We start from the raw sequence: 14,093 nt of genomic DNA on the forward strand, positions 1-14,093 counted from the left end.
ATTCAAGGGCAATTTCAAGTTCAATTTCAAATGCAAAAATCAATACTAAAGTCAAGTCTATTTTCTAACTTCTAATATCTATATTCTATCTTCTCAAAAAATAGTATCTTTACAACATGATTTTAGTCACAGGAGCAACAGGTTTAGTAGGTTCGCATTTATTGGTTAAACTTCTTCAAGAAAATGAGGAAGTAAAAGCGTTATTTCGTTCGGAAAAACAGATTGAAAAAGTAAAGAATGTTTTTGCTTTTCATCATCAAACCGCTCTTTTTGATAAAATCAATTGGGTAAAAGGCGATATCATCAACATTCCTTCGTTAGAGATTGCTTTTGAAAATGTCACTCATGTATATCATTGTGCTGCTTTGATTTCGTTTGACCCAAATAACGAAGACGAACTTCGAAAAATCAACATCGAAGGAACTGCGAACGTAGTGAATTGTTGTATCGATTTTGGCATCAAAAAACTTTGCCATGTGAGTTCGATTGCCGCTTTAGGAAACCCAAAAGAACACGAAACTACCATCTCAGAGGAAACCGAATGGAATCCGGAAGAATTACACAGTGATTACGCGATTACAAAATACGGCGCTGAAATGGAAGTTTGGCGTGGACATCAAGAAGGCTTAGAAGTTGTTATTGTAAATCCGGGTGTGATTTTTGGTTATGGTTTTCCGAAAAAAGGAAGCGATGTAATTATTCAATCCGTTAAAAAAGGATTATCATTTTATACCAAAGGTAACATTGGAATTGTTTCTGTTGAAGATGTAACAAAATGCATGATTCAACTTATGAAAAGTTCAATAAATGGCGAACGTTATACTTTAGTTGGTGAAAATATTTCGACGAAAATTTTACTTGATTTTATTGCGGAGGAATTGAAAGTAAAAAAACCTTCCATTGAAGCATCAAAATGGATGACTTCTATTGCTTGGCGAATGGATTGGTTGATTTCAAAATTACTAAATCGTAAAAGAAAATTAGCTAGAAGTATTGCAACTTCATCACATGCTACAACCACTTTTGACACATCAAAAATTAAAAAAGAACTTAATTTTACTTTTCAAAAGAAAGAAAGCTATTTAAAAGCTATTCTACAGTAGGATTTGACATCCCTACATTGGTTTGATTATTCGAATTTAGACTATCTGCTTTGTTTTCTCCCTCTAATCTTTCCAATACTTTTTTGTAGAGCTTTTTATACTTTCTAGCATCACCAGCATAATACAATTGATTTTGACGATATGTAGTACTATCAATCTTGTATTTATCAAAAATATATTGATCCATTTTAATATTATTCTCTATCAACTTATTTGGCATTGAACCATCTGTAGCTTGAAGAATTGAAATATCATAAATAATATCAACCATGGTTTCCTCATCAAGCAAATTATCTGGTTTTGGAACAGGATTTTTTGAACAAGAAGCCACAAATAAAGCAACGAATAAGAATAGTAACTGTTTCATTATATTTCTCTTTCAAATAATAATCGTTGGCCTACTTTTAAATCTTTTACTTTACCATTATGATAAACTAATTTTCCATTAACAAAAGTATGCGTTACTCTAGATTTAAAGTTATATCCTTCAAAAGGCGACCAACCACATTTATATAAAATATTTTCTTTTTTTACATTCCAAGGTAAATAAGCATTTACAATGGCAATATCGGCATAATATCCTTCCTTAATAAATCCTCGTTTTTCGATTTTGAAAATCTTTGCCGGATTGTGACACATTTTTTCTACAATCTTTTCTACCGAAATTTTTCCTTGATGATGCGCTTCAAACATAGCTACAACAGCATGCTGAACTAATGGTCCACCAGAAGGACAAGTCATATATGGATTGATTTTTTCTTCTAATGTATGAGGAGCATGATCAGTTGCAATCACATCAATTCTGTCATCTAATAACGCTTTCCATAACGCGTCTTTATCTTCTTGTGTTTTTACAGCTGGATTCCATTTGATTAATGAGCCTTTCGTTTCATAATCAGCATCGGTAAACCATAAATGATGCACACAAACTTCGGCAGTAATTTGTTTTTGTTCTAACGGAATTTTATTGGTAAACAATTCCATTTCTTTTGCAGTTGACAAGTGAAAAACATGTAAACGCGCACCTGTTTTCTTTGCTAATTCAATCGCTTTTGACGAAGACAAATAACAAGCTTCTGCACTTCTAATTAAGTGATGGTATTTCATTGGAATATCATCACCAAATTCTTCTTTATATTTTTGCGTATTGGCTTTTATAGTAGCTTCATCTTCACAATGAACCGCAATTAGCATTTTTGTTGAAGAGAAAATCTTTTCTAAAACTTCAGGATTATCTACCAACATATTTCCCGTTGAAGAACCTAAAAACAATTTGATTCCTGCAACATTTCTTGGATTTGTTTTTAAAACTTCCTCTAAATTATCGTTTGTACCTCCCATCATAAACGAATAATTCGCATACGATTTTTGAGAAGCAATTTGATATTTATCTTCTAAAAGTTCTTGGGTAACAGCATTTGGAACTGTATTTGGCTGCTCTATAAAAGAAGTTATTCCTCCAGCAACCGCTGCTCTACTTTCTGTTTCTATATTTCCTTTGTGCGTAAGCCCTGGCTCTCTAAAATGCACTTGATCGTCGATTGCTCCTGGCATTACGTAACTTCCTTCTGCATCAATAATAACACAGTCAGATGATTTTGGACTTATTTTTTCGGCAATTTCTTTAATGAATTCATTCTCAATTAAAATATCACCTTCAAAAATAGCTCCTTCATTAACAATTTTGGCATTTCTAATTAAAACAGTACTCATTATAATCTATTAAATATTTTTCTTAACCTCAACATTATTACTCCTACTACGGCTTCGCGGATAATTCCTCCACTCATTTTTGATTGTCCTTTTGTTCTATCGGTAAAAATGATAGGAACTTCTACAATTTTAAAATTCTTTACAAAAGCACGATATTTCATTTCAATCTGAAACGCATAACCCACAAACTTTATTTGATCTAAGTTGATTGCTTCTAAAACTTGTCTTCTGTAACATTTGAATCCTGCGGTAGCATCAGCAATTTTCATGCCTGTTATCATTCGAACGTAAACGGAAGCAAAATAAGATAGTAAAACACGACTCAAAGGCCAATTTACCACATTAACTCCGTTAGAATATCTAGAACCAATAGCAACATCCGCACCGTTTTCACAAGCAGCTAATAGTTTTTCTAAATCATTTGGATTGTGAGAAAAATCGGCATCCATTTCAAAAATATAGTCGTATCCGTGAGAAAGCGCCCATTTAAAACCAGCCACATAAGCCGTACCCAAACCCGATTTTTTCATGCGTACTTTTAAATGCAATTGCGTAGGATATTCCTCTTGCATTTCTTTCACTTTTGTCGCTGTACCATCAGGAGAATTGTCATCTACAATTAAAACATGAAAAGAAGTAGGCAAAGACAAAACTGCCTTTACAATTGCTTCAATGTTTTCAATTTCGTTAAAAGTTGGAATTACAACAATACCCTGAGCCATAAAAAATCTTGTATTTCAATTGCAAAAATAAGGTATTTCTACCTGACAATTCTTAATAATTTTATAATAATGAAAGTGACACTATTTTTTGTAATTTTGCGCCAATATGTTAGCAATTCAATTACACGACAGAATCATCGAAAGCAAAGATTGGGCAACCCTTTTGTTTATTATCTGCGTGGCTATAATTGCCATTAACAAAACCATATCATCGGTACGATTTAACGAGTTTGTTCGATTGGCTTATTCTGATAAATACACAAAAATTTATCGCGATAGTAGTAACTTAATGAGCGGTTTTACGATTTCTATGTTTGTTTTGCAATTGATTTCGTTTTCTTTTTTTACTTTATTAGTATTAAATCAATTTGACAGAGCTGAAAAAACGGACTTAATTATTTACATTCAAATCTTTACTTTTTTGAGTGTTTTTATCCTCTCTAAATTCTTAATTGAGAAAATTATTGCAACAGCATTTAAAATTGAAGAATTTAACGAACAATTTAACTTATTGAAAGTCAATTATAGAGCTTATTTTGGATTCATTTTATTACCAGTTAATATTATTTTATTCTACAATTCGTTTGATTCGGATTGGTTTTTTTGGACATTATTGATTACCCTAATCACTATAAACATCACTACTTACTTGGTTGCATTGAAATTATATCAAAATTTACTATTACGTAAAATATTTTATTTTATTTTATATCTTTGCACCCTTGAAATAGCACCTTACTATTTTATTTATAATTGGTTTACAAAAAATTAGAGAGAAATATGTCAAATTTGAAAGTGAAAACAATATTAGTTTCACAACCAGAGCCTAAAGTAGAAAATTCTCCTTATTTTGAGCTTCAAAATAAACTGAAAGTAAAGGTTGATTTTAGACCTTTCATCCACGTAGAAGGTGTTCCTGCTAAAGAAGTTCGTGCTCAAAAAATCGACTTAAATAATTATACTGCCATCATATTAACGAGTAGAAATGCTGTTGACCACTTTTTTAGAGTGGCTGAAGAAATGCGCTACAAAGTACCAGAAGATTTAAAATATTTCTGTCAATCTGAAGCGGTTGCTTTTTATTTACAACGTTATGTAGTGTATAGAAAGAGAAAAATTTATGTAGGTCAAAAAGACTTTGTTGATTTAGCTCCGCTGATTAAGAAATACAAAGACGAAAAATTCTTATTACCAAATACCGATCAATTAAACGCCGATGTTCCACAAACATTAGATGGTTTAAAAGTAGAATGGAAACAAGGTATTTTCTACAGAACAGTAATGAGTGATTTATCAGACTTAAAAGATGTTTATTACGATATTTTAGCGTTCTTTAGTCCAACGGGAATTAAATCGTTATTTAAAAACTTCCCAGATTTTCAACAAAATAATACTAGAATTGCTGTTTTTGGCGAAACCACTAAAAAAGAAGCTTTAGAACACGGTTTACGTATCGACATTATGGCACCAAGCCCTGGAACGCCATCAATGACAGGAGCTTTAGAAAAATATGTAGCTGAAGCTAATAAAGGTAAATAAAAAACAAGCAAAAATATATAGAACCCAAATTCGAAAGAGTTTGGGTTTTTTGTTTGATTTATGTCAATAAAAAAGTCCCGAAAATTTCGGGACTTTTTTATTGACATAAATTTCTTAGATTACAATTGAGGGCCAGCTGCTACTAATGATTTTCCTTCTTCGTTATCAGTATATTGAACGAAGTTTTTGATAAATCTTGAAGCTAAATCTTCTGCTTTTGTATTCCATTCAGTTGCATCAGCATAGGTATTTCTTGGATCTAAAATGTTCGTATCTACATTTGGTAAAGCAGTAGGTACTACAAAATTAAATACTGGAACTGTTTTCGTTTCTGCATTCTCGATAGAACCATCTAAAATAGCATCGATAATCGCTCTTGTATCTTTAATCGAAATACGTTTTCCTGTTCCGTTCCAACCTGTGTTTACCATGTAAGCGGTTGCATTGTGTTGCTCCATTTTCTTAACTAATTCTTCACCGTATTTTGTTGGGTGTAATGATAAGAATGCTTTTCCGAAACAAGCCGAGAATGTTGGTTCTGGTTGTGTTACTCCTCTTTCAGTTCCTGCTAATTTAGCTGTAAAGCCTGATAAGAAGTAATATTTTGTTTGCTCTGGAGTTAATTTAGAAACTGGAGGCATTACTCCGAATGCATCTGCCGTTAAGAAAATAACTTTAGTAGCGTGACCTGCTTTAGAAACTGGTCTTACAATATTTTCAATATGGTTAATTGGGTAAGAAACACGAGTATTTTGTGTAACTGAACCATCTTTGAAATCAATTTTTCCGTTAGCATCAACCGTTACGTTCTCTAATAACGCATCTTTTTTGATAGCTCCAAAGATGTCTGGCTCGTTTGCTGCACTTAAATCGATAGTTTTAGCATAACATCCACCTTCAAAGTTGAAAACACCATCATTATCCCACCCGTGTTCGTCGTCTCCGATTAATTCACGTTTTGGATCTGTTGATAACGTAGTTTTTCCTGTACCAGATAATCCGAAGAAAACAGCAACATCACCATCTTTTCCTTTGTTAGCCGAACAGTGCATAGAAGCGATTCCTTGTAATGGTAAGTAATAGTTCATCATTGAGAACAATCCTTTTTTCATTTCACCTCCGTACCAAGTTCCTCCAATTAATTGGATTTTCTCAGTCAAGTTAAACGCCACATATACTTCAGAATTTAATCCGTGAGCTGCATAGTCTTTAAAACTTGTTTTTGAACCGTTCATTACAACGAAATCTGGCTCACCAAAGTTTTCCAATTCTGCTTCTGTTGGACGAATGAACATATTTTTCACAAAATGTGCTTGCCAAGCTACTTCCATAATGAAACGAACTTTCAATCTTGTGTTTTCGTTTGCACCACAAAAAGCATCAACAACGTATAATTTTTTATTTGATAATTGCTTTACTGTAGTTTCTTTTAAAGCATTCCAAGTGTCTTGAGAAATTGGTTTGTTATCGTTAGCTGCTTTATCAGAATTCCACCAAATTGTGTTTTCAGTAACGCTATCTTTAACAATATATTTATCTTTAGGAGAACGACCTGTGAATTCACCTGTCATTACGTTTACCGCGCCAAGTTCTGACAACTGACCTCTTTCAAAACCTTCTAAAGCTGGGTTTAATTCTTCATTATATAAATAATCGTATGAAGGATTGTATATGATTTCTGATACATTAACGATTCCGTACTTTTCTAACGAAATCGATTTCGTAGTTTGAGCATTCGTATCCATAAAATTAGGTTATGTTGTGTTTAAAATAAAGTGCAAAATTATAAATTAAATTTGAGATAGCATTTTAATTTAGTGTTTTTTAGATAAAACCGCATAAAATAAGTATCCCCAAGCCGAAACTAAGAACAAACCTCCAATTGGCGTTATTGGTCCTAAAAATTTCGTCTTTAAATTAGTGATTGTATTTGTTGCTAAAAAATAAATCGAGCCTGAAAAAAACAAAACACCAATGATTGTTAAATAAAAAATAATAGAACGTTCTTTCTCTCCTAAAAAAGTAAAAGTTCCAATAAAAAGTAAAAACAACGCGTGATACATTTGATAACGCACTCCTACCTCAAATGTTGCCAATTGCTCCACCGAAAGTACTTTCTTTAATCCGTGAGCTCCAAAAGCTCCTAAAATTATAGCTGTAACTCCTAAAATAGCGGCAACCAACAGTATTTTCTTATCCATTTTTAAAAATTTGAGACCAAAGATAGGAAAACTTTTTATGTTAAATTATGACATAAATCAACAAAATGTTTTCACAAATATAACATTTTACTATCTTCGTGTGATATTTTTACAACACACCCTAAGATGAGACATATTTTAGTCATTGGAGCAGGAAGATCAGCTTCATCACTTATAAAATACCTATTAGAAAATTCTGAAAAAGAAAATCTTCATGTTACTATTGGTGATTTGTCAGAAGAATTAGCAAAACAAAAAACCAACAATCACAAAAATGCGAGAGCGATTGCTTTTGATATTTTTAACGAAGCACAACGAAAAGAGGAAATTCAAAAAGCAGATGTTGTGGTTTCAATGTTACCTGCGCATTTGCATTTAGAAGTAGCCAAAGACTGTATTACCTACAAAAAACACATGGTAACCGCATCTTACATTAGTCCAGCAATGCAAGAATTAGACGCTGCTGCTAAAGAAAATGGCTTGGTTTTCATGAACGAAATTGGGCTTGACCCAGGAATTGACCACATGAGTGCGATGAAAGTATTGGATGAAATTCGCGAAAAAGGCGGAAACATCATTTTATTCGAATCGTTCTGTGGTGGTTTAGTGGCTCCTGAAAGCGATACCAATTTATGGAATTACAAATTTACTTGGAATCCTAGAAATGTAGTATTAGCTGGACAAGGTGGTGCAGCAAAATTTATTCAAGAAGGCACTTATAAATACATTCCTTACACGAAATTATTCAGAAGAACCGAGTTTTTAGAAGTAGAAGGTTACGGAAGATTCGAAGCGTATGCCAACAGAGATTCTTTAAAATACAGAAGCGTTTACGGGTTAGACGACGCTTTAACTTGTTACCGTGGAACTATCAGAAGAGTAGGATATTCAAGAGCTTGGGATATTTTAGTACAATTAGGAATGACGGATGATTCTTATACTATTGACAACTCAGAAGATATGACATATCGTGAATTTACGAATTCGTTCTTGCCGTATCATCCAACCGATACTGTTGAAATCAAATTGCGTCATGCGCAAAAAATTGACCAAGATGACATCATTTGGGACAAATTAGTGGAAATCGATTTATTCAATCCGAACAAAAAAGTGGGATTAGTTAAAGCAACTCCAGCTCAAATTTTAGAAAAAATATTAGCCGAAAAATGGGCTTTAGAACCAAATGACAAAGACATGATTGTGATGTATCACAAATTTGGCTACGAATTAAACGGTGAGAAAAAACAAATTGATGCTACCATGGTTTGTATTGGTGATGACCAAACGTATACTGCAATGGCAAAAACCGTTGGACTTCCTGTTGCAATAGCTACGTTGAAAATTTTAAACAAAGAAATTACTACTCCTGGCGTACAATTGCCAATTACAAAAGAAGTCTACAATCCTATATTAAAAGAATTAGAAGATTATGGTGTAATTTTCAAAGAAACTGAAGTACCTTATTTAGGTTACAATCCGTTGAATGTAAAAAATTAAATCCCTTTTATAATTTATAAAATCCGAAATCGTAATTGGTTTCGGATTTTTTTCATTTCGGAAGAGCTGCAAAATGTCATCCCTACGGGATTTCTTTATCACTATACGGTTTAACTACCAATATTTCGCACCTAACGGCGCTTTAAAATTATTTTTGAACCATATAAGTCATTTAAGTTATCTCTTACTAGTTCCGTAGGAACGGAATATCGGTAAAGAATAATAGCTCCGTGAGAAAAGTCCTGTAGGGACGACATAAAAAAATACAATTTTGAAATCAAATTTGTATTTTTACTTTCAAATAAATTGAAAATGAAGATAAATCACTTACAAATTGAAATCGACGGAATCGACAAAGAAATCCTTCGTGATTTAATGGAAGATGCACGTAAACCTATCTTACAGATTGCTAATAAAATTGGAATTTCTGGCGCTGCGATTCATCAACGATTGCGAAAATTAGAACAAGCCGGTGTAATTTCGGGTTCGAAGTTTATTGTGGATACGAAAGTTTTAGGATATAGCACGATGGCTTTCATTGGAATTTATTTAGAAAAAGCATCGAGTAATCCAGAAGTTGTGAAAGAATTGAAGAAGATTCCAGAAGTTTTAGAATGTCATTACACCACTGGAAATTGGAGTATTTTAATCAAACTGATTTGTAGAGATAACGAACATTTGATGCAATTACTCAACAAGAAAATTCAACCAATTGATGGCGTTTCACGAACGGAAACGTACATTTCTTTGGAACAGCAGATAGAAAGACAAATTCAGTTGTAAATTTCAAGTTCAAGTTCAAGTTCAAGTTCAAAACTCAAAAAGTGAAACGCCTCTATGCATTTCAAAATCAACAAAATCAAATTCAAAAAAACTCTGTGTAACTCTGTGTAAAAAACAACCAAACAAAAAACCCAAACTCTGAATGAATTTGGGTTTTAAATATATAATCTTGTTAAATTAGTCTCTCGAACCTAAAATTTGGAAAGCCCAATACAATAAAGACGCTAAAGCTCCTAAAGCCGCCACTACATAAGTTCTTGCTGCCCATTTTAATGAATCTTCGGCACCCGCATATTCTTGTTGGCTTACCATGTTTTTATTTTTTAACCAAGCTAAAGCTCTGTTACTTGCATCGTATTCCACAGGAAGTGTAACAAAACTGAAAGTAGTTGCAATTGCCATTAAAATCAAACCTGCAACCGCTACATAAAAACCAATACTTGATTTAGAAGCGAAACCTAAAATCAAACCACCCATAATTAACCATTGCGACATATTTGACGAAATGTTTACTACAGGCACCATTTTAGAACGCATTGTTAACCATTGATACGCATGCGCATGTTGCACCGCGTGACCCACTTCGTGAGCTGCTACTGCTGCTGCCGCTGCATTTCTTTGATTATAAACTGCTTCAGACAAGTTTACTGTTTTATTTGCTGGATTATAATGGTCTGTTAATTGACCTGGTGTTGAAATTACTCTTACATCTGTAATTCCGTGATCTTGCAACATTTTTTCTGCAATTTCGGCACCACTCATTCCGTTTCGCAATGTAACTTTTGAATAATAAGCAAACTTGCTCTTCAATTTATTACTTACTAACCAACTCACAAGAGCAATCGCTCCAATAATGATATAATATGTCCACATAATATTTATTTTAAAAATCTAATTCACTAAATCCTTACAAATTACAAGCCAAAGTTACAAAATGACAATTTGGCATTCGTTAAATATTTCTAAAAACAATTATTCTTGCATTTGTTTTACAGGTGATTTTTTAGAAACATCCATCACTGGAACCATTCCGTTTGTTGGTACATAGATAATTTGTGGCAAATCGCCTTTATCAGCTAATTTTTCTAAGGTTCTAATGAATAAATATTGGTTATAGGTTTCACTCAAAGTTCCGTTTTCAACTCGCATCGCTTCAGCCATTCCTCTTGCTCGTTCGATTTCGGCTTGAGCGTTTAATTTTTCGGCTTCTAATTTGGCTTTAGCTTCTTCTACTAAAATTCTTCGATTTTGTTCGGCCTTTGCCATTTCTGCTTTTCCTGCCATTTCCTGTTGCCACACATTATATCTTGGCAAACCGAACATTAATGCTGCAATAAATACAAATGCAATTAATATAACTCCAGCAATTAGTTTCCCAATGTTTCTTTTTTCCATATTTATAGTTTATTAGTTTACCTATTATACGTAAAAAATTAAAAATGTTACAAAAAAATCCCAAACTTTTAGGTTTGGGATTTTAAGTGTTGTGGTTTGAAATTTATGTTATCCCACCAAATTAATAATCTTACCTGGAACGATAATCACTTTGTTTGGTGTTCTTCCTTGTAATTGGTTTTGTGTTCTTTCATCAGCCATTACGATTTCTTCGATTTGAGCTGCGGTTAAATCTAAAGGCAATTTAATCGTGAAACGCATTTTTCCATTGAACGAAACTGGATATTCTTTTTCAGATTCTATTAAATATTTTTCTTCAAATTTTGGAAAAGCAACTGTTGCTACAGAACCTTCGTGACCTAAAGCGCTCCATAATTCTTCTGCAATATGAGGTGCATAAGGCGAAACTAAAACCGCTAATGGTTCTAAAATCGCTCGGTGATGGCATTTTTGTTGCGCCAACTCATTCACACAAATCATAAATTGCGAAACCGAAGTATTGAACGAGAAATTCTCGATGTCTTCAGTAACTTTTTTGATGGTTTTGTGTAGCGATTTGTACATATCGGCTGTTGGTTCATCATTGGTGATGTTTAAACCGTTGTCATCAAAATACAAACGCCATAGTTTTTTCAAGAAACCGTAAACACCTGTGATTCCAGCAGTATTCCAAGGTTTTGCTTGCTCTAATGGCCCTAAAAACATTTCATACAAACGCAACGTATCGGCACCATATTCATTACAAATATCATCTGGATTGACTACGTTGTATTTCGATTTTGACATTTTTTCTACTTCACGACCTACAATGTATTTTCCATCTTCTAAAATGAATTCTGCATCTTTATAATCAGAATATAATGGATGTGCTTTGAATTTTTCGATGTCTAATTCGTTAGTGACATCATTTATACAAGATAAATCTACATGGATTGGAACAAAATCAAGATTCAAACTCACAGTTATATTTATAAATTCTGGAAATTTATCTTGGATTATATTTTTAAATCTTATTTCAATTTCATTGATAGTTTCATTAATTCTCTGAGTATCTATATTTTTATCTAATTTATCAATAACAGATTTCGAAAAAAGAATTGGATACTTGTTAACTAATTCTGTCGTTAAACTTTCCATTTGTCTTTTTGAATCTCCTTCTTCTGCCCAAATTACACTGAAATAAGTTCTATAAACAAAAGCACTCATTCCCAAAATCATTCCTTGATTGATCAATTTCTTGAACGGCTCTTCTGTTGGAGCGAAACCTCTATCTTTTAAGAATTTGTTCCAAAAACGAGAATACAATAAATGTCCAGTTGCGTGCTCGCTTCCTCCTATGTATAAATCTACGTTTTCCCAATATTTTAAAGCTTCTTCATTCGCAAACTCTTCCGTGTTGTGCGCATCCATATAACGCATCCAATACCAAGAAGAACCTGCCCAACCTGGCATGGTGTTCAATTCTAATGGAAAAACTTTTGTGTTGTCAATTAAATCATTGCTAACAACTGCATTTTTCTCCGTATCCCAAGCCCAAACCGTTGCGTTCCCTAAAGGTGGTTGACCGTCTTCTGTTGGTAAGTATTTCTCCACTTCAGGTAACACGATTGGCAAGTGTTTTTTATCAATCATTTGTGGTAAACCATTCACATAATATACTGGAAATGGTTCGCCCCAATAGCGTTGACGAGAGAAAACTGCATCACGTAAACGGTAATTTACTTTTGCTTTTCCTGCTCCAATTTTTTCTAATTCTTCGATTACTTTTTTAGTTCCAGTTTTGTAATCTAATCCGTTTAAGAAATCAGAATTTACTAATTCGAAACCACCTTTTTCTCCGTAAGCGGCTTCTGAAATATCTTGATTGAAAATATTTTTAATTTCTGGCATTCCGTTAGTTCCTTTGAAGAAATTCGCGAAAGCATAATCGCGCTCATCACCACAAGGAACCGCCATAACCGCACCCGTTCCGTAACCTGCTAATACATAATCACCAATCCAAACTGGAATAGGTTCTTTTGTGAAAGGATGTTCAGCATACGCTCCAGTGAAAACTCCTGAAATGGTTTTAACATCAGCCATTCTTTCTCTTTCCGAACGTTTTGCAGTAGCTTCAATGTAAGCATCAACCGCTGCTTTTTGTTCTAGAGTAGTGATTTTAGCAACCAATTCGTGCTCAGGTGCTAACGTCATAAACGTTACTCCGAAAATGGTATCAGGACGCGTTGTAAATACTTCGATTACTGCATCATGATTTTTTACATTGAAAGTCACAGCAGCACCAACTGATTTTCCAATCCAGTTTCTTTGTGATTCTTTGATGGATTCACTCCAATCGATAGTATCTAATCCTTGTAACAAACGCTCGGCGTATGCAGAAATTCGCATCGACCATTGTGTCATTTTTTTACGAACTACTGGATGTCCACCACGTTCTGAAACTCCGTTTACGATTTCGTCATTAGCTAAAACCGTTCCTAATGCTGGACACCAGTTAACTTCGGTTTCGGCTAAATAGGTTAATCTATATTGTAAAAGTATTTTTTGTTGTTCTTCTGATGAAAATGATTTCCAATCTTCAGCAGAAAAAGGTACGATGTTATCATCACAAACGGCATTTACATTCGCATTTCCGTTTTTCTCAAATTCTTGTATTAACGTGCAAATACTTTCCGCTTTATCGGTAGTTTTATTGTACCAAGATTCGAATAATTGAATGAAAATCCACTGAGTATGTTTGTAATAATCTGGATTTGAAGTACGAACTTCTCTACTCCAATCAAATGAAAATCCGATTTTATCCAATTGCTCACGGTAACGCGCAATGTTTTCACGAGTGGTTTTTTCTGGATGTTGCCCTGTTTGAATCGCATATTGTTCCGCTGGCAAACCAAACGAATCGTATCCTTGCGGATGCAACACATTAAAACCTTGATGTCTTTTATATCTTGCTACAATATCAGAAGCAATGTAACCCAGCGGATGCCCAACGTGTAAGCCCGCTCCAGAAGGATAAGGGAACATATCTAACACATAATATTTAGGTTTATCTGAATTGTTTTTAGCAGCAAAAGTTTGGTTTTCTGCCCAATATTGTTGCCATTTGGCTTCGATTTCGTTATGGAAGTATTTCATTATTT

At 33.6% G+C, this 14,093-nt stretch carries 13 protein-coding genes; 5 read left to right on the forward strand and 8 right to left on the reverse strand.

Annotation, left to right across the window (positions count from 1 at the left end):
* The first annotated feature begins 116 nt into the window (after window positions 1-116).
* Complete coding sequence (locus B0I03_RS04450) at window positions 117-1,103, forward strand: NAD-dependent epimerase/dehydratase family protein (RefSeq protein ID WP_111566253.1); 987 nt, start codon at window positions 117-119, stop codon at window positions 1,101-1,103.
* Here B0I03_RS04450 and B0I03_RS04455 read toward each other — a convergent pair.
* The 3 genes from B0I03_RS04455 to B0I03_RS04465 are packed head-to-tail and all read right to left on the reverse strand — an operon-like array spanning window position 1,090 to window position 3,538.
* Window positions 1,090-1,470: a DUF4296 domain-containing protein gene (locus B0I03_RS04455; RefSeq protein WP_111566254.1), complete on the reverse strand. Its 381-nt coding sequence runs from the start codon at window positions 1,468-1,470 to the stop codon at window positions 1,090-1,092. The two genes, B0I03_RS04450 and B0I03_RS04455, sit on opposite strands and share 14 nt — an antisense overlap.
* Entirely contained in the window at window positions 1,470-2,816 is a 1,347-nt protein-coding gene (locus B0I03_RS04460) for a dihydroorotase (protein ID WP_111566255.1), read from the reverse strand. Before B0I03_RS04460 ends, B0I03_RS04455 begins: the two co-directional genes overlap by 1 nt.
* Window positions 2,816-3,538 carry a polyprenol monophosphomannose synthase gene (locus B0I03_RS04465; protein ID WP_111566256.1) on the reverse strand — a complete coding sequence of 241 codons (723 nt, stop codon included), beginning with the start codon at window positions 3,536-3,538 and terminating at the stop codon, window positions 2,816-2,818. The genes B0I03_RS04460 and B0I03_RS04465 overlap by 1 nt, the downstream gene beginning before the upstream one ends.
* Window positions 3,539-3,644: 106 nt before the next feature.
* On the opposite strand from B0I03_RS04465, the gene B0I03_RS04470 reads away from it, so the two are divergent.
* Window positions 3,645-4,310, forward strand: coding sequence for a DUF4271 domain-containing protein (locus B0I03_RS04470; protein ID WP_111566257.1), 666 nt, complete (start codon window positions 3,645-3,647; stop codon window positions 4,308-4,310).
* A gap of 17 nt (window positions 4,311-4,327) precedes the next feature.
* Complete coding sequence (locus tag B0I03_RS04475; RefSeq protein ID WP_111566376.1) at window positions 4,328-5,077, forward strand: uroporphyrinogen-III synthase; 750 nt, start codon at window positions 4,328-4,330, stop codon at window positions 5,075-5,077.
* Window positions 5,078-5,196: 119 nt separating this feature from the next.
* Here the strand turns inward: B0I03_RS04475 and pckA are convergent, their stop codons facing one another.
* Together pckA and B0I03_RS04485 are read right to left on the reverse strand one after the other, a co-directional pair.
* Entirely contained in the window at window positions 5,197-6,822 is a 1,626-nt protein-coding gene (pckA, locus tag B0I03_RS04480) for a phosphoenolpyruvate carboxykinase (ATP) (protein WP_111566258.1), read from the reverse strand.
* A 69-nt stretch (window positions 6,823-6,891) separates the two neighbouring features.
* Window positions 6,892-7,278, reverse strand: coding sequence for a DUF423 domain-containing protein (locus B0I03_RS04485; protein WP_026724459.1), 387 nt, complete (start codon window positions 7,276-7,278; stop codon window positions 6,892-6,894).
* 126 nt (window positions 7,279-7,404) lie between these two features.
* On the opposite strand from B0I03_RS04485, the gene B0I03_RS04490 reads away from it, so the two are divergent.
* Together B0I03_RS04490 and B0I03_RS04495 are read left to right on the forward strand one after the other, a co-directional pair.
* The gene (locus B0I03_RS04490; protein WP_111566259.1) at window positions 7,405-8,775 is read left to right on the forward strand and encodes a saccharopine dehydrogenase family protein; all 1,371 of its coding nucleotides are present in this window, start codon (window positions 7,405-7,407) and stop codon (window positions 8,773-8,775) included.
* A 312-nt stretch (window positions 8,776-9,087) separates the two neighbouring features.
* Window positions 9,088-9,558, forward strand: coding sequence for an Lrp/AsnC family transcriptional regulator (locus tag B0I03_RS04495; RefSeq protein WP_111566260.1), 471 nt, complete (start codon window positions 9,088-9,090; stop codon window positions 9,556-9,558).
* Window positions 9,559-9,735: 177 nt separating this feature from the next.
* On the opposite strand, the gene B0I03_RS04500 is transcribed toward B0I03_RS04495, so the two are convergent.
* The 3 genes from B0I03_RS04500 to B0I03_RS04510 all read right to left on the reverse strand — a co-directional run bounded on the left by B0I03_RS04500 (window position 9,736) and on the right by B0I03_RS04510 (window position 14,088).
* Entirely contained in the window at window positions 9,736-10,431 is a 696-nt protein-coding gene (locus B0I03_RS04500) for a zinc metallopeptidase (protein WP_111566261.1), read from the reverse strand.
* Window positions 10,432-10,530: 99 nt separating this feature from the next.
* Window positions 10,531-10,953, reverse strand: a complete 423-nt coding sequence (locus tag B0I03_RS04505) for a hypothetical protein (protein WP_111566262.1) — start codon at window positions 10,951-10,953, stop codon at window positions 10,531-10,533.
* A 108-nt stretch (window positions 10,954-11,061) separates the two neighbouring features.
* Complete coding sequence (locus B0I03_RS04510) at window positions 11,062-14,088, reverse strand: leucine--tRNA ligase (RefSeq protein ID WP_111566263.1); 3,027 nt, start codon at window positions 14,086-14,088, stop codon at window positions 11,062-11,064.
* Window positions 14,089-14,093: the final 5 nt, after the last annotated feature.

The organism is Flavobacterium aquaticum, from assembly GCF_003259835.1.
Lineage (GTDB): Bacteria > Bacteroidota > Bacteroidia > Flavobacteriales > Flavobacteriaceae > Flavobacterium > Flavobacterium aquaticum.

Excerpts from the sequence above, each read along its gene's own strand:
- B0I03_RS04455 (WP_111566254.1), bottom strand. The coding sequence starts at position 1,470 with ATGAAACAGTTACTATTCTTATTCGTTGCTTTATTTGTGGCTTCTTGT.
- B0I03_RS04460 (WP_111566255.1), bottom strand. The coding sequence starts at position 2,816 with ATGAGTACTGTTTTAATTAGAAATGCCAAAATTGTTAATGAAGGAGCT.
- pckA (WP_111566258.1), bottom strand. The coding sequence starts at position 6,822 with ATGGATACGAATGCTCAAACTACGAAATCGATTTCGTTAGAAAAGTAC.
- B0I03_RS04510 (WP_111566263.1), bottom strand. The coding sequence starts at position 14,088 with ATGAAATACTTCCATAACGAAATCGAAGCCAAATGGCAACAATATTGG.
- B0I03_RS04450 (WP_111566253.1), top strand. The coding sequence starts at position 117 with ATGATTTTAGTCACAGGAGCAACAGGTTTAGTAGGTTCGCATTTATTG.
- B0I03_RS04485 (WP_026724459.1), bottom strand. The coding sequence starts at position 7,278 with ATGGATAAGAAAATACTGTTGGTTGCCGCTATTTTAGGAGTTACAGCT.
- B0I03_RS04490 (WP_111566259.1), top strand. The coding sequence starts at position 7,405 with ATGAGACATATTTTAGTCATTGGAGCAGGAAGATCAGCTTCATCACTT.
- B0I03_RS04505 (WP_111566262.1), bottom strand. The coding sequence starts at position 10,953 with ATGGAAAAAAGAAACATTGGGAAACTAATTGCTGGAGTTATATTAATT.
- B0I03_RS04465 (WP_111566256.1), bottom strand. The coding sequence starts at position 3,538 with ATGGCTCAGGGTATTGTTGTAATTCCAACTTTTAACGAAATTGAAAAC.
- B0I03_RS04500 (WP_111566261.1), bottom strand. The coding sequence starts at position 10,431 with ATGTGGACATATTATATCATTATTGGAGCGATTGCTCTTGTGAGTTGG.
- B0I03_RS04470 (WP_111566257.1), top strand. The coding sequence starts at position 3,645 with ATGTTAGCAATTCAATTACACGACAGAATCATCGAAAGCAAAGATTGG.
- B0I03_RS04495 (WP_111566260.1), top strand. The coding sequence starts at position 9,088 with ATGAAGATAAATCACTTACAAATTGAAATCGACGGAATCGACAAAGAA.